The 23505-nt window shown below is 37.7% G+C and carries 19 protein-coding genes and 1 tRNA gene; 10 read left to right on the forward strand and 10 right to left on the reverse strand.

Annotated elements, in window-relative coordinates:
* Positions 1–86: 86 nt before the first annotated feature.
* Together lplA and BGP15_RS17220 are read left to right on the forward strand one after the other, a co-directional pair.
* Positions 87–1070 (forward strand): lipoate--protein ligase, encoded by a 984-nt coding sequence (lplA, locus tag BGP15_RS17215; protein WP_286770234.1) that lies wholly within the window; start codon positions 87–89, stop codon positions 1068–1070.
* Positions 1071–1112: 42 nt separating this feature from the next.
* Positions 1113–1880, forward strand: coding sequence for a methyltransferase domain-containing protein (locus BGP15_RS17220; protein WP_286754304.1), 768 nt, complete (start codon positions 1113–1115; stop codon positions 1878–1880).
* Position 1881: 1 nt separating this feature from the next.
* Here BGP15_RS17220 and ybaK read toward each other — a convergent pair whose 3' ends face one another.
* On the reverse strand, positions 1882–2358 hold the full coding sequence (ybaK, locus tag BGP15_RS17225; RefSeq protein ID WP_112374373.1) for a Cys-tRNA(Pro) deacylase: 477 nt from the start codon (positions 2356–2358) through the stop codon (positions 1882–1884).
* Between the two features lie 12 nt (positions 2359–2370).
* Positions 2371–4023: a DNA polymerase/3'-5' exonuclease PolX gene (locus tag BGP15_RS17230; RefSeq protein WP_286770235.1), complete on the reverse strand. Its 1653-nt coding sequence runs from the start codon at positions 4021–4023 to the stop codon at positions 2371–2373.
* Between the two features lie 261 nt (positions 4024–4284).
* Here BGP15_RS17230 and BGP15_RS17235 point away from each other — a divergent pair, with 261 nt between their 5' ends.
* Positions 4285–5409, forward strand: coding sequence for a lipid II:glycine glycyltransferase FemX (locus tag BGP15_RS17235; protein ID WP_286770236.1), 1125 nt, complete (start codon positions 4285–4287; stop codon positions 5407–5409).
* A gap of 3 nt (positions 5410–5412) precedes the next feature.
* Here BGP15_RS17235 and BGP15_RS17240 read toward each other — a convergent pair whose 3' ends face one another.
* Positions 5413–6615: a BamA/TamA family outer membrane protein gene (locus tag BGP15_RS17240; RefSeq protein ID WP_286770252.1), complete on the reverse strand. Its 1203-nt coding sequence runs from the start codon at positions 6613–6615 to the stop codon at positions 5413–5415.
* Positions 6616–6957: 342 nt separating this feature from the next.
* On the opposite strand from BGP15_RS17240, the gene BGP15_RS17245 reads away from it, so the two are divergent.
* Entirely contained in the window at positions 6958–7386 is a 429-nt protein-coding gene (locus tag BGP15_RS17245; protein WP_286770237.1) for a nuclear transport factor 2 family protein, read from the forward strand.
* 65 nt (positions 7387–7451) lie between these two features.
* Here BGP15_RS17245 and BGP15_RS17250 read toward each other — a convergent pair.
* From BGP15_RS17250 to BGP15_RS17260, 3 genes are all read right to left on the reverse strand, one after another.
* Positions 7452–7525 (reverse strand) — tRNA-Ala (locus BGP15_RS17250).
* A gap of 223 nt (positions 7526–7748) precedes the next feature.
* Positions 7749–8501, reverse strand: a complete 753-nt coding sequence (gene bla, locus BGP15_RS17255; RefSeq protein WP_286770238.1) for a BlaB/IND/MUS family subclass B1 metallo-beta-lactamase — start codon at positions 8499–8501, stop codon at positions 7749–7751.
* Between the two features lie 73 nt (positions 8502–8574).
* Entirely contained in the window at positions 8575–8913 is a 339-nt protein-coding gene (locus BGP15_RS17260) for a cupin domain-containing protein (RefSeq protein WP_153846185.1), read from the reverse strand.
* 215 nt (positions 8914–9128) lie between these two features.
* Between BGP15_RS17260 and BGP15_RS17265 the strand changes: the two genes are divergently transcribed.
* Positions 9129–11042 (forward strand): AAA domain-containing protein, encoded by a 1914-nt coding sequence (locus BGP15_RS17265; protein WP_286770239.1) that lies wholly within the window; start codon positions 9129–9131, stop codon positions 11040–11042.
* 82 nt (positions 11043–11124) lie between these two features.
* On the opposite strand, the gene BGP15_RS17270 is transcribed toward BGP15_RS17265, so the two are convergent.
* Together BGP15_RS17270 and BGP15_RS17275 are read right to left on the reverse strand one after the other, a co-directional pair.
* Positions 11125–12645 (reverse strand): acyl-CoA dehydrogenase family protein, encoded by a 1521-nt coding sequence (locus BGP15_RS17270; RefSeq protein WP_286770240.1) that lies wholly within the window; start codon positions 12643–12645, stop codon positions 11125–11127.
* Between the two features lie 176 nt (positions 12646–12821).
* Complete coding sequence (locus BGP15_RS17275; RefSeq protein WP_172462352.1) at positions 12822–13688, reverse strand: helix-turn-helix domain-containing protein; 867 nt, start codon at positions 13686–13688, stop codon at positions 12822–12824.
* Between the two features lie 224 nt (positions 13689–13912).
* Between BGP15_RS17275 and BGP15_RS17280 the strand changes: the two genes are divergently transcribed.
* Both BGP15_RS17280 and BGP15_RS17285 read left to right on the forward strand, forming a co-directional pair.
* Positions 13913–15127 carry an exo-beta-N-acetylmuramidase NamZ family protein gene (locus tag BGP15_RS17280; protein ID WP_286770241.1) on the forward strand — a complete coding sequence of 405 codons (1215 nt, stop codon included), beginning with the start codon at positions 13913–13915 and terminating at the stop codon, positions 15125–15127.
* A 24-nt stretch (positions 15128–15151) separates the two neighbouring features.
* Positions 15152–16405 (forward strand): outer membrane protein assembly factor BamB family protein, encoded by a 1254-nt coding sequence (locus BGP15_RS17285; RefSeq protein ID WP_286770242.1) that lies wholly within the window; start codon positions 15152–15154, stop codon positions 16403–16405.
* A gap of 33 nt (positions 16406–16438) precedes the next feature.
* Here the strand turns inward: BGP15_RS17285 and BGP15_RS17290 are convergent, their stop codons facing one another.
* Complete coding sequence (locus BGP15_RS17290) at positions 16439–16789, reverse strand: DUF2200 domain-containing protein (RefSeq protein ID WP_070569339.1); 351 nt, start codon at positions 16787–16789, stop codon at positions 16439–16441.
* Between the two features lie 190 nt (positions 16790–16979).
* Between BGP15_RS17290 and BGP15_RS17295 the strand changes: the two genes are divergently transcribed.
* A complete protein-coding gene (locus tag BGP15_RS17295; protein ID WP_070569344.1) occupies positions 16980–17729 on the forward strand; it encodes a ThiF family adenylyltransferase in 750 nt (249 codons plus the stop codon).
* A gap of 118 nt (positions 17730–17847) precedes the next feature.
* Positions 17848–18540: a hypothetical protein gene (locus tag BGP15_RS17300; protein WP_286770243.1), complete on the forward strand. Its 693-nt coding sequence runs from the start codon at positions 17848–17850 to the stop codon at positions 18538–18540.
* Positions 18541–18542: 2 nt separating this feature from the next.
* Here the strand turns inward: BGP15_RS17300 and BGP15_RS17305 are convergent, their stop codons facing one another.
* Entirely contained in the window at positions 18543–19304 is a 762-nt protein-coding gene (locus BGP15_RS17305; protein ID WP_070569349.1) for a response regulator transcription factor, read from the reverse strand.
* A gap of 799 nt (positions 19305–20103) precedes the next feature.
* Here BGP15_RS17305 and BGP15_RS17310 point away from each other — a divergent pair.
* Entirely contained in the window at positions 20104–23241 is a 3138-nt protein-coding gene (locus BGP15_RS17310; protein WP_286770244.1) for a GH92 family glycosyl hydrolase, read from the forward strand.
* The last annotated feature ends 264 nt before the right edge of the window (positions 23242–23505 follow it).

Below are 23505 nucleotides of genomic sequence, written 5' to 3' on the forward strand. Positions count from 1 at the left end.
AGTATTGTAATGGCGATTTTCAGTAATTATGAATTTGAAATGAATTACATGGATTAAATTCTTGTTATTTTTGAAAAAAGAAAAATATGCTGATTATCGATTCTCCATCCCACAACGCCTATTTTAACATCGCTTCAGAGGAATATTTATTGGGTAAATTTCCTAAAGAGGATATTTTTTTACTCTATGTAAATGACCCTTCAATTATCGTGGGTAAATTTCAGAATACCCTGGCCGAAATCAATCTTGATTATGTCAACGAGCATCAGATTAAGGTCGTGCGACGAATGTCTGGGGGTGGTGCCGTTTATCATGATGCTGGGAACTTAAATTTTTCTTTTCATACCTTATTGGGAGATCATGATTTTATGGATTTTTCAACCTTTACAAAGCCGATTGTAACTATTTTGAACAAATTAGATATCCCTGCAAAATTAGAAGGAAGAAATGACCTCCTGGTAGATGGGAAGAAGTTTAGTGGAAATGCCAAGCTTGCAAAAAATGGGAAGATGATCCAACATGGTACGATATTGATTGATTCGCAGATGCAGGTATTAAGCGATGCTTTAAAGGTCAATCCATTGAAGTTTGTAGATAAGGCGGTAAAATCGAATCGCGCACGTGTCACAAACTTAATTGAATATCTACCTGCTGGTTTTACGACTGGAGATTTTAAGGAATTGTTGATTGAAGAAATAAAATTTGAGAATCCGACAGCCAAAATGATTGAGTTTACCGCTTTGGATATTAAAAATATAGAAAAATTGGTTGAAGAGAAGTATGAAACATGGGATTGGAACTTCGGTTTTTCACCAAATTATAACTTTAAAAAAGCAATTAAGATCCCTGCAGGATTCATCGAGTTGCATTTGGATGTACATAAAGGCTATATTGAAAGGGCTAAAATTTTCGGTGATTTTTTTGCATCCCGATCAATTCATGAACTTGAAAATTTATTGATTGGTGAAAAGCATGAAGTAGGAGAGATTGATACCTTACTGAAATCAATTGATTTGACGACATATTTTGGAAAAGTTGAACCCGCAGAAATTCTTACCTTGTTTAAATAGAAAATGTAGTATTGCCCTATACGGGTGTTAATTAATAAATATATGCCTTGGAATCCAGATATATACAATCAATTTAAAGATGTCCGTTTTAAACCATTTTATGATTTATCTGAACTAATTACTACCGATAAAATGGAACATGCCGTCGATTTAGGTTGCGGTACAGGTGAACAGACAGCTATCTTAAGCGAAAAATTCTCTCAAGCGACCTTTCTTGGGATAGATTCTTCTGCGGAAATGCTTTCCAAAAGCCATCAGTTGGAAACGGAACGTCTGAAATTTAGGCAAAGTTCCGTCGAGACCTTCCTTGCAGAGCCAAAAACCTGGGATCTTATATTCAGTAATGCTGCTTTACAATGGCTGGAAGATCATCAGGTTCTTTTTCCTCAAATTATTTCTAAGCTTAATGTTGGTGGGCAATTGGCGATACAAATGCCTTATCAGCCCGAAAACATACTCAATAAAATTTTATTTGAATTGGCGACGGAAGAACCCTATCGATCCTATTTAAGGGGCTGGAATAGACCTTCTTCGGTATTGGATATTGATACTTATGCGCAATTGTTATTTGATAATGGCCTGGATCAATTAAACCTTTCTCTTCGTGTATATCCGCTCGTTGCTGCTAATGCAGATATGCTTTACAATTTTATCGCTGGGTCTGCTTTGATCCCTTACATGGAACAGTTGGAGGAAGATAAGAAGTCTATATTTGTAACTGAATTTAAAACACGCATCAAAAAGCAATTTACTAAATTTCCAGCGATATATCCTTTCAAGCGCATTTTATTATATGGGCGTAAAAGGTAATTTAGATGTCGATAAGATCCGACCAATGGGCATCTGTGATCGTCGCCAGGTCTGTTGGGGCTAAAATAATCTGAAGCCCCTTTTTTCCCGCGCTTACCGAAATCGCTGTCTCCAATTGTGCGGCCTCTTCAATAAAGGTTGGGAACTGTTTTTTCATGCCAATAGGTGAACAGCCACCGCGAATATAGCCGGTCACCATTAAAAGGTCTTTCATTGGGAGCATTTCGCAGTTTTTATTCCCAGAGGCCTTCGCTATTTTTTTTAGGTCGAGTTGTGCATTTCCGGGAACTACGGCGACAATATATGGATCTTTGTTACCTTTTAATACCAAGGTTTTATAAAGGGTCTCGGGCGACAAACCTAGGGTTTCGGCGACATGCGCAGCACTGACGTCCTGTTCGTCAACCTCATATGCTCTGAGTTCATACGTTATTTTTGCTGTGTCCAACAGGCGAACAGCATTTGTTTTACTCGACATTCCCTTGCCTTCTTATTTCTTATTAAAATAGTTCGTTATAGCATCTAGCGCGTATGCATTCAAACAGTTACTTGCTTGCAGACCACCCTTTTGCGCCACCAATACACCATATTGCATATCGTGTAATCCCTCGGTACGATGGGCATCGGGATTGATGGAAAGTAAAACTCCTTTTTCCACTGCATAACGGTGCCATCTCCAATCCAGATCTAATCGTAAAGGATTTGCATTTATCTCAATGACAACGCCATTTGCCGCACAAGCATCGATGACTCGTTTAAAATCTAACGGATATCCGGCTCTACTTAATAATAGTCTTCCTGTTGGATGGCCTAAGATTGTTGTATACGGATTTTCGATCGCTTTGATTAGTCTTGTTGTCGCTTTGTCTTCGTCCATTTTCAGATTGGAGTGGACAGAGGCAACAACGAAGTCAAACTTAGCCAATACCTCATCGGGATAGTCTAATGAACCGTCACCTAGAATATCGGATTCAATTCCCCTGAAAATCTTGAATGGGGCCAGTTTTTCATTTAGTATAGCAATTTCATTCCATTGTTGTTCCAATCGCTCAATGGAGAGACCGTTGGCATAGACTGCAGTTCGCGAGTGATCGCATATACCCAAATATTCAAGCCCCAGTACATCTTTACAATGTACGGCCATTTGCTCGAGGCTATGTACGCCGTCACTATAGGTGGAGTGATTGTGGAGTGTTCCCCTGAGATCTTTGTATTGAATCAGTTTTGGCAATGTATGATTTTGGGCCTGCGCTATTTCATTCAGTCCCTCCCGCAATTCGGGCTCAATATAATCTAAACCTAAGTTGCGGTAAATTGCTTCCTCACTGGAAAGTGAAGGGAGATCTGGTAGAATATTAAACAGGAGGTCGAGGTGTGCAGTGGATCCTGTACTAAGAATTAGGTCGCGATAAAAATCATTGATATTACTACTGAATACTTTGAAAGTAAACCCCAATTCATCGGTCAGTTCTATGGAATTTTCTGTTTTTTCCACTAAAGTAAATCCATCAAGGACTTTCTCTACGTTATCTATACTCTCTGATATTAAAAGATCTACGGTACTCAAAACCTCGCATTTTCTTCTGAAATCTCCAGTATAGGACAGTAGGGAAGAAGGAAAATGCAATTTCAATTCGTTGAAAAATTTTTCTGCCAGCGGAAGCGCTTTCGCATATAAAAACCATCCTTTGTTGGAAATAGAAAACTCAATGGATTTTTTGATGTCTTCCTGCGTTTTAAGACCAAACCCTTTTGCCTCTACAAGACGGTTTTCATTACAGGCGTAAAGTAATTCGCCTACACTTTCAATCTCGAGTTCTTTCCAGATAATTTGAATCTTTTTAGGGCCAAGGCCCTTAATAGTTAACATTTCAGTAATACCGGACGGTGTGTTCTCAATAAGCTCCTCAAGCTCTTTAAATGTTCCTGTGGCTGCGACCTCTTTGGCTTTTTCAGCCGTGCTTTTTCCTATTCCAGGTTGTGCACTTAATTCTTCGAGACTGGCCTCTTCAATACGGAAAGGTAGCTTGTCTAACTTAAAAGAAGCACTTGCAATGGATTTTGTTCGAAAAGGATTTTCGTTGTGAAGCTCCATCAATTGGCTACATAATTTGAAAATTTTTGAGATCGCTTTATTGTCCATCGTGTTTGAATTGTTGAGCTACAAATATCTTAAATTTTAGGCCAAAATAACAATTCAGATACGGATATTATAGCGTTAAATAATGTAAAAAAGCTACTTTAAAGGGCTGTTTTTCTCTATTTCTTGAAATTAACAACAAAGTGACAAATGCATGTCCGCTTAACCAAACATTTTGGCTATGTTTGCCGTTTTTGGGTGTTAAAATTGGAGTTATTTTGTGACTATCCTTTAAAAAACATCCCTATTCAATAGTAAATTAACATGATAGCAGACATTAGTGACAAAGAAATCAGTGGACTTTATAAAACAGGTATTATTCAACAAACGGCTTATTGGTCTGCCGTAAAAAAAATGCAGGGGGTACAATCCAAGGCATTTAATTTTAAATCCAAACAATCTGACCTCTATGTAGGAGTCGAAGACGATACCTATTTTATCGGTGATCTATTAATTATTATGCAAGCCATAGATCAGGAACATAGCATAGCCTATGTACCTTATGGACCTGAGATTGAGCCTTCAGATGAAAACCAGGGCTATTTTTTAGAACAGTTATCGGAGAGTTTACGTTCCCATATGCCACCAAATTGTATAATGATACGCTATGATCTATCCTGGGAATCACATTGGGCTAAAGAGGATGATTGTTATGATCTTCATGGTAATTGGCTAGGTGTGCCGGAGAAACGTATTCAAGAAATGCGTTTTAATTTTAATACAGAAAACTGGAACTTTCATAAAGCCAATACAGACATACTCCCTTCAAATACGATTTTTATGGATCTTAGAAAGGGGGAGGATATGTTGCTTGGAAATATGAAATCTAAGACGAGATATAATATCAATTTAGCAGAGCGAAAAGGAGTACGTGTGCGTTCGCTGGGACTTGAAAGTTTGGAGATTTGGTATGAGCTTTATAGGCAGACAGCTCTACGAAACAACTTTTTCTTACATGATATCAGTTATTTTAAGATCGTTCTTTCTGCAAGGGCAAGTGATACATTATCTCCCGCAGATGTCTATCTTTTAGTGGCTGAAGTGGATAACCAGCCTTTGGCCGCTATGTTTTTGGTGATTGCGGCAAATCGGGGGACTTATCTATATGGAGCTTCTGCTTCCGAAAATCGTAATTATATGGCGACCTATGCTTTGCAATGGCGCGCGATGCAGCTTGCGAAAGAAAAAGGTTGTACAGAATATGATTTTTTTGGGGTATCACCACAGGCAGATCCTTCACATCCTTTATATGGTCTTTATCGTTTCAAAACAGGATTTGGTGGTGAAATCTACCACCGTATGGGCTGTTGGGATTATCCCTTGGATAATAGGAAATATCAGTATTATGCTTCAATGGAGTTTAAAAATCAGCGCTATCATTTGAGTTAGTAATTAAAATACCTCACCCAAGGTGAGTCTAACACCGCGGTGGTTCTTACTGATACCATAGTCGATGCCGATGTTGGTGCCCGAGTTTTTGTTAAACTTAATTCGCGCACCTGCACCAGTGCCGACGTTCCAGTCCTCGAACATGGAATTCTTTGGTCCATTTAATGTCGTAAAATTCATAAATGCTACGAATCCAAATAAGCCGTTTTGAGTGATATCACGACGATATTCCGTTTCTAAGTAATAAAGTGATTTGCCACGAAAACGGCTAACTGGAAAGCCTCTTCCCGAACTATTGTATGGATCCCATCCCAAATTAGGAAGATCGAGATAGGGTGCTTTACTATTAAATACGGTCCAGAAGAAACTCCTTATGGCAATCATATTTTGTCGGTTTCGGTCTTGGGTGAGCCTATGGTATCGTCTAACTTCAAGAAATAGCGATTTCCAATTCTGATCACTACCTAAAAATGTCGGATTTATACGGAACTGTAAATTGGCATAGTTACCCGACCAAGTATTGATCGAATTGGCCCGTGTATCGTAAATTAAATTGAAGCTTACTCCTGAAGACATGGTATTGTCTTTTAAATCTGTTCCATAAGGGTAGGACGTGTAGTCTTCGAGCTTGGTGTTGCTCGTAGACTTAATATTCATTCTATAATCTAAATCATAACCGATTCCCATAAAAAGTCCCCCATGAATTCTTTTTAATGCGTGTTGGTATAAACGAAAGTAGGTGTAGTCTAAATTAATCTGCTGATCGCCATGATGCTCTTTGCCAATTCCCCAAGTTTCGTGCGGGTATTTTAGTAGTCGGATATCGCCATCGATCACCCATGTATTCTCTTTTAACCAGATGTAAGAACGTATTGGCAGGCCAAATCGTTTACCAAAATTTGTGTAAGGGGTAAATGTCATCTTGGACATATAGGTATCGGAACGATCTCCTAAATAAAATCCTGCTGTGGTACTTGTAATTAACGCGTGCCCTCCTCCCGGAACATTTGTCGAAAACGGTAAAAAGGAAAAATAGATTTTCTTTCCTGTACTATCGACTGTTTGGGGGGGCTTGATATTTAATATTTCTTTTCCAATATCAATCAGGTCCCGTTGTCTACTTGTATCGGCGAGATGTTTGGTGGTTTCTATTTCATTGACAGGACGTTGTGCATATACAGTGTCGCCAAGTACAAATAGAACCATCAAAATAGAACATTTAATATAAAAAAAATATACGCTATTGTAGTGTGTCATGAAAGAATGCAATCTAATAGGAAATAGACAGAATAACAATATTCAAACCAATAATTTATTCATTCTGTCACGTTTTGGCTATACAGCGAATTGATTGGAAATTTCATTCACCTAAAAAAAAATAGCATTTACCGATTTTAATGTAATGTTAATCTAAATGTAATGAAATCAATATATGAGTTGTCTTAACTTTGAATCAGAAAATAAATAAAAAAAGTACGCAACAAATTTATAGCGTAAGCGACAATAAAATAAGAAAATATACTAATACATTATAAAATTGAAAAAGATATGAAAACTTTAGTAAAAACATTTGTAGCAGCGGCAATGATTGCAATCTCTACTTGCTCAATGGCTTCAGTTAAACCAGAAGAACGCAATTTAATTACTGCTGATTTAGCCATCGATGAGTACGTCGGTGCAATGACCGAAGGTCAAGTAGCTAATTTGGACAAGCTTTTTACCGCTGATTTTGACCAAAAAATTTGTGGTAAACAAGATTTGAAACATAGCCGTCTTGAGATGATTGAGTTTTTGAAAAAACAAAAAGGAATCAAGATGAACTGCAGGACTACAACACAGATCGTTGAAGAATTACCTGATTACGCCATTGCTAAAGTTACCATGCAATTTGATGGTTTTGCTAAAACAGATTTGATCACACTGGTTAAAGAAAATGGAACCTGGAAAATTTCTAAATCAGTAAACTCTTATAAATAAGAATTTGTTGTCAAAATTGGTCAATTAAAAATAAAAAAAGGGTACTTCTAAGTACCCTTTTTTTGTGGAGCATATCAGATTCGAACTGATCACCTCTTCACTGCCAGCGAAGCGCTCTAGCCAAATGAGCTAATGCCCCTGCTTTATTTGGTGTCGCTAAGATAGTACTTTTTTGGATAAACAAAGTCCCTTTTTTATTTTTATTCTTTTTTTTTCACTGCATGTCATCCAGATGTTTTTTTGATGACACAAATACGCGCGAGTTAAAAACGCTATTTTTCTATTTTGGGTATCTTAAGGTTTTTTTTATCTCGTTGAAAGCAAGAGAGTTTACTGGCTTACTGGAGGGTATGAAAAATGTATTAGAGTCCTCCAGTAAGCAGAGCTTCGGTTCTTTTTATCTGACCTTTATCTTTCCAGGCATCATGCCCAGGAATAACCCTATTAATGTCGGGATATTTTGCCAATAACCTCGCTAGGGATGGCTTCCAGGATTTTATATCCCCATCTGCCGTAAATCCTAGGTCTTGGGCTTCGGAGCTTTTTATAAAACAACCACCGTCTAGAATCTTATATTCGGGAAACCAGACAACAACATTGTCCATGGAGTGTCCGGCACCAAAAAAGTTCAGAACAAAAGATTGTCCGCCAACGCTGTAGGTTTTATTGGTGGAAACAAGATGAGTGGCTTGGGCTTTGTGATTTGCCTTTAGCAGGTCGTTCGTCATTTTTGTTGCGTAAGTTGGAATTCCAATGCGGTTGTAATAGGCAAAGCCACCTGCCCGGTCTTCGTGCCAGTGTGTCGCGTAAACGGCAATGACGGGTAAATTATGTCTCTGTTTGATACTGTCCAATAAGGGCTGATATTGGGTGGAATCCCATGGTGTATCAAAGAGGATAACGCCTTTTTTTGTAATTAGGTATACGGCATTAGCTGCATATTTGGTCCCTTCAAATGTATTAAAGGTCGTGTAAAGATACAGTTGCGGATTTATCTTCTCTATTAAAAGAGGTTTTTCTTGCGCTTGTAGAGATGGTGAAAGACCGAGTAAACCAATGCTCAGGCATACACCAGCAAATGTTGCTCGAATATGAGGTGAAAAAAGTGAGATCATATTTTTGAATGTTATTGCATTAACGTTAGAACAAAATGATTATTATTTTTTCAAGACCGTATTAATATATTTTTTAGGTCGACTGAACAAAGTCTTCGCGATAAGGAGTGAAGGAATCGATTAGTTCACCTTCCTCAAGACATTCACATCCATGGATCAATTGTGAATAGATGATACAAGAATCACCTGCAGTCAGGATGCGATCAACACCATCAATATGGTATCGGAATTTTCCCGCACTAACATAAGAAATCTGTGTGTGGGGGTGTTGATGAAGTGCACCGATGGCCCCTTTTTTAAAACGAACTTTCATGAGCATGAGTTCATCATTAAAAACGAGTATCTTTCGCATAACGCCTTCGCCTAAGTCTGTCCATTGCTGTTCGCTATCGTGTAAGAATATTTCGCTCATCTAATTGTTGATTTATGGATGTTTCGATTAGAAAACGCTCTGTTTTTCAATTATAACAAAAAAAAATGAATTTACGGCTAGATCCATTGCTTCCTTAGAAGGATATCGATTTGCTTTACAAAATTTGGAAAAGGATGAGATGAAATTAAAAACCAAATGGTCCAAATACGTGAAAAAACAGTTATTTTGTGCCTGAGCAATATATATATGACACGATGAATTATTTCGACGAGCTTATTACTTTATTACAAGAAGAGCAGCAATTTGATAAATTACAACATGAAAATTTGTTGTTGAAAAGTAGTTTGAATGAACGAAGAATGCAAGGTGTCACCTGGTTTCCGATTCAGATAACGGATACGGAGCTTGGAAGAGGAGACTATTTGTCCGTTAACTTAAACCGAACAAATCATTATGAGGTCGAACATAAGTTTCGCTTTGGTATGCCAGTTTGTCTGTTTTCAAATCACGATCCCGACCGAGATCGAATAGAGGGCATCATATCTTCGGTCAATAGGGACGGGATGCGAATTTCATTTCGTGTCGATGAACTTCCAGAATGGAGCAGAAGAGGGAAGCTTGGTGTTGATTTGTTATTTGATGAGTATTCTTATCGGGAAATGTTCAATGCATTGGAGAAAGGAAAGGAATTGAGCCGTGATGCAAAGCAAGGTAGCTTTGTGAGAAGATTAATCGGTGAAGAGGTCATTCCGATTGCTTCTATTGGAGAATTCTTTGAGCATCCCAGCTTAAATATGGGGCAAAATAAAGCGATCCAACAGCTATTGGAAGCAAGTACCGTGGCTCTTTTGCATGGGCCGCCGGGGACAGGGAAAACAACAACATTGGTTCAGGCCGTGCAGGCACTCCTAAAACAATACAACAAGCAAGTATTGGTTGTTGCCCCGAGCAATACGGCCGTTGATCTGCTAACCGAACGTTTAGACGCTGCTGGCATTACAGTAACAAGAATAGGTAATCCTGTTAAGGTTTCGGAGCATCTTCAAGAATTGACACTCGATGCAAAGATTGATCGACATCCCGCAAATAGGGATATTAAAACACTTCAAAAACAAGTGCGGACGTATACAGAGATGGCTCAAAAATATAAACGTAATTTTGGAAAGGCTGAGCGGGAGCAAAGAAAAGCATTGTTTGATGAGGCCCATCGAATCAGAAAAGATGTCGATAAAATTCAAGATTTTATCAGTGCAGATGTTTTGGATAAATCGCAGGTAATCACTGCAACTTTGGTTGGATCAAATCATGAGGTTATCCGCAATCGTAGCTATGAAACAGTCATTATTGATGAGGCCGCACAAGCATTAGAGCCTGCTTGCTGGATCCCGATATTAAAGGCACATCGGCTTATTTTGGCCGGTGATCATAATCAATTACCTCCAACAGTAAAATCGAGTAAGGGATCTAACCATGGCCTGAGTCATACATTATTTGAAAAATTGGTAGACCGTAATCCACAATTAGTTTCTTTGCTAGATGTGCAGTATCGCATGAATGAACAAATTATGCATTACCCATCTGTAGCCTTATATAATGGTTCGTTAAGAGCAGATAGTACCGTGGCACAGTGGAGCTTAGCAGTGGATACTGAACCGGTGTTATTTATTGATACAGCAGGAGCGGGATTTGAAGAAACGGAAAGTGACGGCGCAATCTTCAATATGGGCGAAGCTCATTTTATTAAAGCTCATCTAAACGACCATATTGGGGCTTGGAAAGCTTCCCCGACCCTAAATGAAAGCCTGAGCATCGGGGTGATTGCACCTTATCGAAAACAGGCTACTTTCCTGAAGGAAGTATTGGAAGGGGAAGACGAGCTGCGACCTTTTAATGACTTGATTAAAATACAGACAATAGACAGTTTTCAGGGACAAGAGAAGGATGTTATTTATATCAGTTTGACCAGAAGTAACGCTGAACAGCAGATTGGTTTTTTGTCTGATGTTCGCCGGATGAATGTGGCAATGACTAGAGCTAAGAAGAAATTGGTTGTTATTGGAGATAGTGCTACAATAGGTTCACATCCGTTTTACCGAGAATTTATTGCCTATACCGAGTCGATAGGGCACTATCATAGTGTGTGGGAATGGGATATTTCAGCAATATAACGCAGGAGGCCACTTCATAGGAAGTGGCCTCCTGCGTTTATTGAAACTTACTGACTAGTTTGATTCCTGTAATCTCTCCTGATTAAGAAGTGAACTTCATCCAATCCGTGTTCTCGTCATAGTTCATAAGTGGTTCGGCATTATTGTTATTTGATAATTGGCCTACCAACATATAAATATCCATACTTACGTGTTGACGTGTTATTTCAGTCATCTTATCATTGAACCCGGCATTGTTAATTTGTAAAACATACTGAAAACAAATGACGCGGGCGATTATCTTTCCAAGTGTAACCAGTTCACGTTGTTTCGGCTGTAGCGGAAAGTCAAAATTCAAGATTGATGAGAAAAATGGTGCTGCAAATTCAGTTGAGCTATATTTTTTTAAGAAAGATAATAAGTTGCTTTCTTTGGTTTTGCGCATAAGTTTACCGATCGCTTCAGCAACTTGAGAATATAGCATTTCATTTGATCCCTCAAAGATTTGAAAAGGTCTACTGTCTATGAGGCCACGACCGGCAACATGGTCTAACCTGTAGCCATTTGCACCGGATAATTGCACACATATTTGCGCGGCTTCATGCATTAAGTCTGTCACAAATGCTTTCAAACTATTGGCATCTACACCATAGGCTGAAAGGTCATTATGGATAGAGCTGATCGAGACACTGTATGAACACATTGCAGAACACAAGGTAAATGCAGCCTGTATGCGCGACAACTGAAATTTAACAGCGTCTAATTCATTTAAACTAATACCTGCTACACGGCGTTCGGAACAATGTGTCATGGCCTCATCCAACATTCGTTTTATAAAACCCATGCCCATTCCTGGGAACTGTAATCTGCTGCGGTGGAGGGTATCTAACATCAATTTAATTCCTGTACTTTCCGGATTTAGTTTATGATCCGCGGGAACATTGATATCAATGTTGTTGACACCATAAGGAATTGCATAGAGACCAAGGCTATTGTATTTCTTTGTTACAACAATCTTTTGTTCTTCGACGGCGTTCTCTGTGACAAAGAAATCTATATCCCGCACCAGTTCTCCATTTTCATTTTTCTTGCGTGCCGTCACGAGCCAAAAGTCTGCAGCTCCAGTAAGACCTTGCCAGTGTTTTTCGCCTTTTATATAGTACTTATCGTCCCTTTGTTCGTAAGATGTTCGCATATTGAGTGCGTCACTGCCGTAACCCTGTTCGGTAATCATTAGTCCTCCCATTGCCTGATTTTCCAAAAATTGATGGAATACCCTCTCTTGAAGTAAGGTGTTGCCGTATTTGGCAAAAGGTTCCAAAAATAGTGCAATATTAATCCCGAAGATTAGCGATAACGATAGTGATTCATAAGAAGCTGCCGCCAGTACACCCAAACATTCTTTTACATGAAGACCACGACCACCGTGATGTTCGGGGATAGCAACCGACAATGGTTGCATTTTCATGATCTCTTTTAAAAACTCAGGCGGAAGCCCACGCGTTAAACTGAGCGAGTTGTAATCGTACTCCTTATTAAATAAGCTTGACAGCCTAGTTTTAAAATCTGCAATAAACAAATCGAAATCCTGGGTTATATTGTTGTCTTCTGAAACCTTAAGCATCTTTAAATATGTAATTAAATGATGGAACAATGTAAATTGAAACATCGAGAATAAAGAGTGCTAACGAACTGAAATTCTCTTTTGCTTCAATGACTTACACAAAAATAACTGCAATCAATTTGATTTTCTTGTGTACTTCAGTATAAAAGATAGGACAAATCGTGCATGTTAAAAATTTAAGTTGCTCTGTTTCGATAAGAAGTAGGAGAGACGCCAACTATTTTTTTGAAAAGTCGTGAGAAGTAAGACGGGTCAGAAAAATCCAATTCATAACAGATATCTGCAATGCTTTTAGTGGATTCAAACAGCAGAAATTGACTGTGCATAATCAGTACTTCTAGAATAAGTTCTTTGGAAGATTTTTTAAATACTGAAAATACACAGCGATTAAGGTAGTTTGTAGATACTGCAAGTTTGTCGGCGTAGAATGAAATATTTTTTTGCTTTTTGAAGTTTTTGTGCACAAGCTGTTTGAACATCATTGCAATTTCCTGCCGACGATTGAGGGCTTGATTGGAGGACGAAAGTTTGATGATTTTTAAAATTGCCGATTTTAACAAATTTTCAAACAGTTCTCGATAAGGGAATTCCGAAAGTAGTTCATTATAAAGTAATCTAAAAAGCTCCTGAAGATCACTACTATCTTGTGCAGTTAAGTTAAGTAAGGGCGAGATGTTAAAGATATTCAAAATCTCCTGTTCCCTGAATATGGACGTCATCGCATTGTCGTTGATCAAGACGCAATGCCCTTTCGAAGATTTATCGACAGACTTTATTGTTGAAATATTACCATAATTGCTGATAAGAATTGCTGGAGCCTGAACGACATATTCTTTGGCACCGATCTGATGTTTAAAATAACCTTCAGTTATATGGACGAGGAGGTTATAGCCCAAGAAAATAGGCGGAGTAGGGAATTTAATGTAAGGGGCGATTTCACTGAGCTGAAATATCTTGATCGGCGATTGTTGGTAGCGAAGGTGCTCCAAACTACCTGTCATAAAACGATCTACAAATTCGCCCGCGTTTACCTGCTTTTCCATTATCAATTATTAGTATAAAATTTAGTATGCCACAGCTTTTGAATGTCACCTATTGTTTCATGTGCAAATCACGCTCCCAATAATATTCCAAAGGTAGCTGGATAAAACTTGTTTATCAATTTTAACAAATGATTTGCTAAAATAAAGCTTTATCCTTAGTTTAGTTTTTGCAATCGGATAAATAGCTTGATGCTCAGGGGCTATATTTTAATAGTATAAACCAAATGAATATGAAACCAGTGCTTATTTCTATCTTGATTCTATTCCTATTCAGAAATGCAACTGCGCAGATCTCGTTGAATTATTGTAATGATCGTATACAAACTGGAGCAGAACGAACCGAGCGTTACCTTCCTTATTTAATGAATAAACGCATTGCGATATTGGGCAATCCATCTACGGTTATTAAAGGGCGGCACCTTGTTGATAGTCTGCTTGCGCGCGGGGTTCAGATTGTGAGAATCTTTGGGCCTGAGCATGGATTTCGAGGGAATGCAAGTAATGGAACTGAAGTGGGGGATGAAGTCGATCCGACAACTAAAATTCCTATTGTCTCTTTATACGGGAATAAGAAAAAGCCAACAGCGAAGGATCTAAAAGATATCGATCTGTTTATTTATGATGTGCAGGATATGGGGGTGAGGTTTTATACCAACATTAATACCCTTCGGGATATTATGGAGGCTTGCGCCGAAAATGATAAGGAGCTCTTGATCTTAGACAGGCCCAATCCCAATGCTTATCTAATTGACGGTCCTATTTTGGAGGAAGAGTATAAGTCGGGTATTGGGCAATTCCCTGTTCCTATTGCGCATGGGATGACTACTGCTGAATTTGCCCAGATGATCAACGGAGAAGGTTGGATGAATACTAAAAAGAAGTGTAAATTGAAGATTATTCCTGTAGCAGATTATGATCATAGTATGCTTTATAAGCTACCAGTCAATCCTTCGCCCAATTTAAATACGGAACAAAGCATACTCTTATATCCAAGTACCTGTCTTTTTGAAGGTGTAAAAGTAAATCATGGTAGAGGCACCGATTATCCCTTTGTTGTGATCGGTAGCCCAATCTATAAGGGTACATATGATTTCTCATTTGTCCCCGTCAGTAAAAAAGGGATGAGTGAATCGCCTCTGTTTATGAATGAAGAATGTTATGGAATAGACCTGCGTAAATATGATCTGCAGCAGCTTGTCGATAGCAAAAAAATAAACCTATCCTGGATGATAGCGCTTTATCGGAATTCTCCGGAAAAAGATAAGTTTTTTGATCAATCATTTTCGAAACAGATTGGCAGTATCGAAAAGCTCGTCGGCGTAGGTTTATTTCGGAAGCAAATTGAAGCCGGTGTTTCGGAAGAAGAAATCCGAAAAAGCTGGGAGCCGGGCCTAAGTAATTATAGAAAAACTAGGGAAAAATACCTTATCTATCAATAATATAACCTGAATAGAAGTACAGCGATGTTTGGACTAAAATATGATTGGCGCCCAATTATTATCCTATTTATTGCAGTGGGATGTTTTTGTCAATTACGGGCGCAGCATCTGGCTAGAGACCTAGATCGCCAAAATTATACAGCACAATCCAACATTAGGTTAAATCCCGCGTTGAAATGGAAATTCAAAACAGAGGGAAGGCTGTTTTCTTCGCCCGTCGTTTGGAAGGATATCGTTTTTGTCGGGTCTTGCGACAGTAATCTTTACGCATTGAATAAAACGAGCGGTAATATACTTTGGAAGTATAAAACTACCGGTGAAATTCGGTCGACTGTTGCTCTTGATGGCGGAATAGTGTATTTTTTAAGCACTGATGGCTACTTGTATGCCCTGGATGCCCAAACAGGTCGAAAATTATGGCAGTTTTCAACCGATGGTGAAAAGAGTTATGATATATGGGACTATTTCCTCTCATCTCCTGCGGTTGCAGATGGTGTAGTTTATTTTGGATCTGGGGATCATCATGTCTATGCCGTAGATGCTAAATCGGGAAAACTTGTTTGGAAATTCCTGACTGGGGGCATTGTGCATGCAGCCCCAACGCTGACACAAGAACGTGTTTTCATTGGTAGTTTTGATGGTTATTTTTATTGTTTGAAAAAAGATGGTACCCTACATTGGAAGTTTAAAACGGTTGGTGAACGTTATTTTCCAAAAGGCGAGATTCAGTTCCATGCAGCAGTCGCAGACAGTACAGTCTATTTTGGTGCTCGTGACTTTAATGTATATGCGCTTAATACCGCGAATGGAAGTGGCTTTTGGGTATACCATCAACCGGGGAGCTGGACGAGTGTTCCTAGTATTTTTGACGATAAGCTTGTCGTAACCATGTCGGATTCCTATAGTATACTTGTTTTAAATAGAATGGACGGCGTGAAAATAGTTGAACCTAAAGTGCCTTTAAATACATTTAGCAGTGCCACTATCGTAGGTAATGAGGCCTTTTTTGGAACGCTGGATGGTGTAATTTATAGATTGGATATAAAAAACGGAGGGGTTGTGCCTATTTTTCAAACGGAGTCAAGTAAAAAGAATAGGCAATTGTTTATAAATGATGAAAATGTGCTGCGCGCCGATCTGCAACAAAAATATGAGGATGATATTACAAGACTGTTTGCAGACTACCTGCAGATGGGAAGTATCTTTTCAACAATATGGATCGATGAAAATCGGCTTTATTTTAATTCCGCTGATGGTGCCGTCTATGCATTGGAATAATAAGTACGCGCTATTTACGAATCGTAGCAGGGCTTACTTTCTTAAAATTTTTTCCATGGGTTTCCCTTTGGCCAGTTCATCAATTAATTTATCGAGATAGCGAACTTTCTGAACCAGCGGATCTTCAATATCTTCAATGCGATAGCCGCAGATTACACCCGTGATCTTCGAAACGTTCGGGTTTAAGCTTGGTGCTTGTTTAAAGAAATGTTCAAAGTCAGTTTTATTTTCAACTACTTGCTGTAGCGATATGGGACTATAGCCGGTTAACCAGAAAATGATTTCGTCAACCTCTTCTTTTGTGCGTCCTTTTCTTTCGGCTTTTTGTATATAAAGCGGGTATACACCAGCAAATGACATGCGATATATTCTTGTATTATCCATTTTTACACGTTGATTTTATTAAAGGTATTCATTTTGAATCAAAATAAAAACAAAAGATAGGTGGCTAAATTAAGCAAAATCGCCGCTAATTTGTACTACGCAACTATGAAATTTACTTAGCAATTTCTTTAATAATAATATAAATTATAATTCTATCTTTATGTGATACAAAATTATTGAGAGATTATATATGGATTTGAGGTATATTCGAAATAACATACATATTAAAGAAGAGGATCAACAACATATCAAAGACTTTCCGGTGTTAATAGGAGGTTGTGGAATAGGAAGTTACATTGCCGAGTGCTTATTGCGTATGGGTTTCGAAAATTTGACAATTGCCGATGGAGATGTTGTCGAATTGACAAATTTAAACAGACAAAATTATACAAACAAGGATATTGGTATTAAGAAAGTATTTGCTTTGCAGGAACGTTTGCATTCAATTAACCCGCAAGCCAAAATAACAGTGTTTTCTGAATTTATTAACCAAGATAATTTATATAATATCGATATTAATCATAAGGTTGCCATTAATGCGTTGGATTTTTCTTCTGATATTCCTTTTGTCTTTGACCAGTATATGGCAAAACGAAATATACCGGTAGTACATCCTTATAATTTGGGCTGGGCAGGATTTTTAACGGTTCTTCCTCCTGAAGGCCTTAATCTTCATTCATTGGAAAAGGCCCACAAGACATTTGAATTAAATGTCGGTAAATTTATTGTTGACAGTTTAAAAACAAAAGGAATGGAAACGAAATGGTTTGAGGAATTTTTGGCAGAATATGGTAAAATCGCGCTGACGTCTTCTCCTCCGCAATTATCATTAGGTTTGTATTTATTATCGGGAATGGTTAGTCATATTGTATTTAATTTAGCGACATCTAAACCTGTAAAATTCTTTCCAGATTCCTATTATTTATCAATGATTGGTTGAACTTAATATAGTTGAAAAAAACATTCGTTTCATTACACTTTTGTGTAGTAAATTTGTCTCTGTGGGAATTTAAACGAAAAGTCTTTATTTTTATAATTGCATATCGAATAACATTTGCATGAACTGGACGCCTGAAAACTATTATTTTACCAAGCTTAATAAAAACGAACTTCCTGAACTTATTCATTTTTATTTAGTAACGACTCAGCAGCATTACAAACTGGATAGTTATTCCGAAGAGGAATATGCGTTTGACTTTGAGTCATTGATAGGAGAGGATCAGATTTTTTTTGATCGTTCCATTTATTATGTGCTTCGAAGTAAGCTTGATAACTGTATTCAGGCATCCATTAGAATTACATTTTGGGATAAGGAAACGAGTTTGCCGATTCAAAAATTATTTGATATCGAGACAGAAAGTTTGTTAATTCCAGATGTAAAGAATTTTTGGCACATTGGACGTTTCGTAATTTCTGGAAAGATAATAGGTAATCGCATTAATATTCTGAAAAAGATGCTTTTTGACGCATTCTATGGTCCGTACAGCCTTGGTAGTGGATTGGTTATAGCTGAATGTGATCGAAAAGTGGTCAATACACTTCGAAAATTGGAGATAGAATCTTTTCAACTTGGTGATCCAATCATCTACCTATATTCTGAGACATTACCGATCTATATTAAATCGGAATGGCTGGAGACTTTTATTGAAAAAAATAAATATTCCCAGTTTAGTATAGGAAATCATGCCGATATTCAAAAATTTGTTGAGATGTCAAAACTAATGCAATTATGTTCAAAAAATAATGAATAAGATTAAAAAAGAGATAGTTCAATGGCTAATGCTGTAGCCTCTGTAATACTTTTGACTTTCAGTTTTGAAAATATCTGTTTTTTATGAAATTTTACCGTATCAATCGATACATAAAGTCGATCTGCTATTTGATCCATAGTAAGACCCTGTGCGGAAAAAAGAAGAATGTCCTTTTCACGGGGTTTCAATTTAATGCGCGGAGTTTCTACCCAAATATCTTTATCCAAGTCATATTCAAACTGTTTTCCGTCCTCATCAGATTTAAATCTAATGTTTCCTGAGTTAGCATGTGAGGACATAGAAACTAAGCATAGGGCGATCCAGGGGTTAGAAAACTTATCCAGGAGCAGAGGTTTTAGTTTATGGTTTACTAACAGTGGCTTATTTCCCGGTTGTTTTAAATGAAAATCATAAGATATGGAGTATTTTAAGCGATCTTCGGCATCTAAATTTCCAAAAAAGTCAAAACCAACGTCATTGATCTTTTTTAATAAATGTAAATCACTTTCAGGTACATTATTAACATAGTGATAATACCCTTCTCGCATGACTTCCCCAGGCGTGCTTCCACACAGAAAGATTGGATTATCAGACACAAATAGAAAGCTTTTCTTTGAATAGTCAATTAAATATATACTCTGATAGGTTAATCTGCTTAAGGACTTGGCAAAATTTATAAAGGCTTCGACAATCTCATAATCATCTTTGCTAAAGTCGTCTTTAACTTGTACCGGCTTGAAAAAATCTTCAATCTTAATTTTCATAGTGTAAAATACAAAGATGATCCGCAATCGCTTTTGAATACCACGTAAAATCGATGTTGTCCTGGCGTGCAAGTTACAAAAATAAGGACGTAATCTCAATTTATACGCTAATAATAGACTTTTTTTACCTTCCTATCCTTACCTCGTAATCATTGTCAACGTTTATAGTTGAACTTGTTCAAACATTGCATCTCTATCCAGCAATGAAATAAGTTTCTACACAAATGGGTAGAATATCGTTTATAATGATAATACAAAAGATAATACTCTTATCTTTAAGGTTTCAAAGCAAATAATTGTATAAATATAACTTATTAGATCCAAATAGCCAATAGTAATTATTGCTTTACTTGAGTTTTGACAAAGTTTTAATCCTAAAATAATGGACTCTAGGCAAATATTGCAATGAGAAAACTTCTATTAAGTTTTTTTATCATAAATAATCTGTAGAAACACTTTTCTAAATAAAGGCAATTTTTCCCCGAAAACTAGAAAATGCGGTGGATATTGCGCAAACTACAAATTGACCTAACTTTCCTCTCTAAGAATCAGAACCTTTCATTTTCGCTAACTTGTGTCAATAAATTTATTTTATTTCTTTCTTTTTATATGTATATACATTTTGCTGTTTTTCATTTGATATTTGTTTTTTTTGTAGTAATATTGTGCATAAAGTTTTGCTTTTAAACGTTTTTGTAAGTTATTAATGTATGTACAATGTAATGTGTTTTGTGAATTGTTTTGTGCAGTTTATGAGGAAAGCAACTGATGTAATTAAAAATTATAAAATCTGATACTTATGAAATTACGTTTCTCACTTTCTTTTGTCGCCGGTCTGTTGTTCATGTGTGCTCAATCTGTTGTTGGCCAGGAGCACACAATATGGCAATTGGGAAATTCAGACGGTTCAAGCAGCGAATTTGCCTTGTCCCCGAATGGATATAAGAAATTTTTGGAACATGATTTCGGTTATGAAGACAATGCGTTTATTATCGGTCAATCTTCTTTAACAAGGGATTTACCCTATGTATTGCCCGGTCCGGCCAATGAATGGGGCGGGACTGGAGGAACCTCTGGTCTGAGAACACATTTTTTGAATTTATACTATGTGTTAAACAATAGTATAAAAAATGGTCAGTGTACACTTCAGGTTAAATTGGCCAATAGTGACCCTAAAAATAAACCTACACTACAGATCGTAATCAATGGCAAGCCCTATAATTTTGAGGTGGAGGGGGGGGCAGGAAATGGTGAGCCGTTAGAGAATCCTTTAAAATCTGGAAATTCTACGATAAATATACCATTACCAGCTGATCTCATTAAGAAAGGCGGAAATCAGATTACCATGACTGTCATAAAGGGAGGATGGGTTGAATTTGATTCCTTTAAACTGCTGGGGCCACAGCAAGTAAAGCTAATAGCCAATCGTTCTGTAATTGTTAAAAATGTACAGCAAGCTGAATTTGAGATCTTAAATGCAGGGAAACCCGTCCAAAATATGCTGGTTGATCTCTTGAAATTGAAAGATGATGAACAGTTGAAAGTAGTCTTAGATGGAAAGAAAATTTATGAGAAAACACTTGAAAAAGGTGCAGCGAAATTGGAAATACCAATGCCTTATGTCGCTAAGGATATATGGAGTAAGTATGAAATTTATAGTAATGGGCAATTAATACAGTCTTCAACAATCAAGCGGGGCCCAAAAAGACTAGGCGGAGTTTCAGATTATGTGAACACGATGATGGGTGCAGCACATTCCAGATGGATGATAGCCCCGGGACCATGGATGCCTTTTGGCATGGTAAAGATAAGTCCAGATAACCAAAATATTGGCTGGCAGGCAGGTTATGAACCTTCTATCGAATCTATTGGTACTTTTAGCCATATCCATGAATGGACAATGGCTGGATTGGGTACATTTCCGACAGCAGGTCAATTGAAGACTCGGGTCGGAGATCAGTACAGTAAAAATTCAGGATATCGATCAGCAATAGATAAAACCAGCGAAAAGGCTCCATTGGGATATTATGCTGTTCATCTCCTTGATCACGATATCGACGTAAAATTGACGGCTGGTACGCGTTCGAGTTTTCAACAATATACCTATCATAAGTCGGATACAGGACGTATCATGATTGATCTCAAGGTTAATGGAGAATATGATTATAAAATTAAAGATTTCTCGCTGAAAAAGGTTTCTGACTATAAGGTTGTGGGATACAGTAATCAATTATCTGAAAACGTTTGGTCCACTGATGCAAAACAGGATTATGTCGTATACTTTGTGATGGAGTTTGATAAACCTATCATAAACTATGGCACATGGCATAACGATCGGTTGACTGAACGGGCTGATTTGGTTGCTGATAGCGCTCAATTTGCGGGAATGTACGTGGAATTTGATGTGCATAAAGATAAGGCTGTACAGCTGCGCACAGGGATTTCTTATGTGAGCTTAGCCAATGCGGAGGAGAATCTAAAAACGGAACTGTCGGAGCCATTCGGATGGTCGATTGATCGGGTCGTGGAAAATCAACATAAAGTTTGGGATGAACTTTTAAGTAGATTGGCGATAAAGTCTTCAGACTATTTTGAAAAAGAGAAATTCTATACTAATATGTATCGCACTTTGGCAAGCCGAAATACATTTAGTGATGTGAATGGTCAATGGAGGTCTTCGGATGAAGTGATACGGACTTTAGCCCATAAAGGAGATCTCGCTTTAGGCTGTGATGCTTTCTGGAATACCTTTTGGAATTTAAATCAGTTTTGGAACTTGGTTACGCCGGAATGGTCCAATAAATGGGTCAGATCGCAACTTGCGATGTATGACGCAAATGGCTGGTTGGCGAAAGGACCGGCTGGAATGGAGTATATTCCCGTCATGGTTGCAGAACATGAAATACCGTTAATTGTTGGGGCATACCAGATGGGGATTAGAGACTACGATACTGAAAAGGCATTTGAAGCTGTTAAAAAAATGCAGACAACAAGTCCATTGAAATTTGAAGGTGGTTTTGCAGGTAATCGTGATTTGGATGTCTATTTAAAATATAAGTACGTTCCTTATGATTTGGGCCGGTTTTCCAATTCAATGGAATATAGTTTTGACGACTGGACAGTTGGGCAGTTCGCAAAATCGTTAGGAAAGGAGCAGGAGTACAACTATTTTAATGATCGCGGAAAATGGTGGAGAAACGCGATAGATGTCAGTAGTGGCTATGCCCGGATGAAGGATTCAAAAGGAGAATGGTATAAAGATTTTGATCCTTTTAAATCGGGAGCTAACCATCATTATGTAGAAGGAAATGCATGGCAACTGACCTTTTTTGTGCCACAGGATATTCCTGGGTTAGCTAAAATGATCGGACAGGATGTGTTTTTAAAACGATTGGAATGGGGATTTCCGGAAAGTGAGAAATGGCGCTACAATGGTCCTAATGATCAATATTGGGATTATCCTGTTGTTCAGGGAAATCAGCAATCGATGCATTTTGCCTATATTTTTAATTGGTTGAATAAGCCTTGGTTGACGCAAAAATGGAGTCGCTCCATAGGTGAACGCTATTATGGCCAAGGGGTTTCAAATGCTTATTTGGGAGATGAAGACCAAGGGCAAATGAGTGCTTGGTATATTATGAATGCTATTGGTTTATTTCAGATAGATGGCGGGACAAGAGTCAAGCCAATTTATGAAATTGGAAGCCCTCTCTTTGAGGAAGTGAAGATTAAATTGGGCGGTAAATACGGTAGAGGTGAACAATTTATTATCAAAGCGAAAAATGCAAATAAGAAAAATATGTATATACAACGTGCTACATTAAATGGAAAACCGCTTAATACGTTTTATTTTGATGCTTCGGAACTTCTGAAAGGAGGTGAGCTTGTTTTAGAAATGGGCGCTACACCGAATAAGCAATGGGGACTGTATCAATAAAAATATATTTATTGCTGGGCCAAACCTGATGCGCATTGAATAATAACAATGATTTGTTAAAATTTGGTTAAACCATTCGGCCTAACATAAGAAACTCGTTTTTGATGACGTTATATCAGTAGTTTCATAATTTAGGTTAATAATTGGTTAGTTAGTAAAAGCCTGAAGTTCCCCACTTCAGGCTTTTGTTGTTATTGACCATCATAAATCTCTTTGCTTAATATGTATAGTTTTGCTAAATCCTATTAACAAACGTAAAATCAT

The organism is Sphingobacterium sp. 40-24, assembly GCF_001899705.1.
GTDB classification, from domain to species: domain Bacteria; phylum Bacteroidota; class Bacteroidia; order Sphingobacteriales; family Sphingobacteriaceae; genus Sphingobacterium; species Sphingobacterium multivorum.

Bases quoted from the DNA above. Each gene is read 5' to 3' on its own strand.
- lplA (WP_286770234.1), top strand. From the start codon at position 87: ATGCTGATTATCGATTCTCCATCCCACAACGCCTATTTTAACATCGCT.
- BGP15_RS17280 (WP_286770241.1), top strand. From the start codon at position 13,913: ATGAATATGAAACCAGTGCTTATTTCTATCTTGATTCTATTCCTATTC.
- BGP15_RS17275 (WP_172462352.1), bottom strand. From the start codon at position 13,688: ATGGAAAAGCAGGTAAACGCGGGCGAATTTGTAGATCGTTTTATGACA.
- bla (WP_286770238.1), bottom strand. From the start codon at position 8,501: ATGATCTCACTTTTTTCACCTCATATTCGAGCAACATTTGCTGGTGTA.
- BGP15_RS17265 (WP_286770239.1), top strand. From the start codon at position 9,129: ATGAATTATTTCGACGAGCTTATTACTTTATTACAAGAAGAGCAGCAA.
- ybaK (WP_112374373.1), bottom strand. From the start codon at position 2,358: ATGTCGAGTAAAACAAATGCTGTTCGCCTGTTGGACACAGCAAAAATA.
- BGP15_RS17310 (WP_286770244.1), top strand. From the start codon at position 20,104: ATGAAATTACGTTTCTCACTTTCTTTTGTCGCCGGTCTGTTGTTCATG.
- BGP15_RS17290 (WP_070569339.1), bottom strand. From the start codon at position 16,789: ATGGATAATACAAGAATATATCGCATGTCATTTGCTGGTGTATACCCG.
- BGP15_RS17285 (WP_286770242.1), top strand. From the start codon at position 15,152: ATGTTTGGACTAAAATATGATTGGCGCCCAATTATTATCCTATTTATT.
- BGP15_RS17300 (WP_286770243.1), top strand. From the start codon at position 17,848: ATGAACTGGACGCCTGAAAACTATTATTTTACCAAGCTTAATAAAAAC.
- BGP15_RS17220 (WP_286754304.1), top strand. From the start codon at position 1,113: ATGCCTTGGAATCCAGATATATACAATCAATTTAAAGATGTCCGTTTT.
- BGP15_RS17235 (WP_286770236.1), top strand. From the start codon at position 4,285: ATGATAGCAGACATTAGTGACAAAGAAATCAGTGGACTTTATAAAACA.
- BGP15_RS17240 (WP_286770252.1), bottom strand. From the start codon at position 6,615: ATGGTTCTATTTGTACTTGGCGACACTGTATATGCACAACGTCCTGTC.
- BGP15_RS17230 (WP_286770235.1), bottom strand. From the start codon at position 4,023: ATGGACAATAAAGCGATCTCAAAAATTTTCAAATTATGTAGCCAATTG.
- BGP15_RS17295 (WP_070569344.1), top strand. From the start codon at position 16,980: ATGGATTTGAGGTATATTCGAAATAACATACATATTAAAGAAGAGGAT.
- BGP15_RS17305 (WP_070569349.1), bottom strand. From the start codon at position 19,304: ATGAAAATTAAGATTGAAGATTTTTTCAAGCCGGTACAAGTTAAAGAC.
- BGP15_RS17260 (WP_153846185.1), bottom strand. From the start codon at position 8,913: ATGAGCGAAATATTCTTACACGATAGCGAACAGCAATGGACAGACTTA.
- BGP15_RS17270 (WP_286770240.1), bottom strand. From the start codon at position 12,645: ATGCTTAAGGTTTCAGAAGACAACAATATAACCCAGGATTTCGATTTG.
- BGP15_RS17245 (WP_286770237.1), top strand. From the start codon at position 6,958: ATGAAAACTTTAGTAAAAACATTTGTAGCAGCGGCAATGATTGCAATC.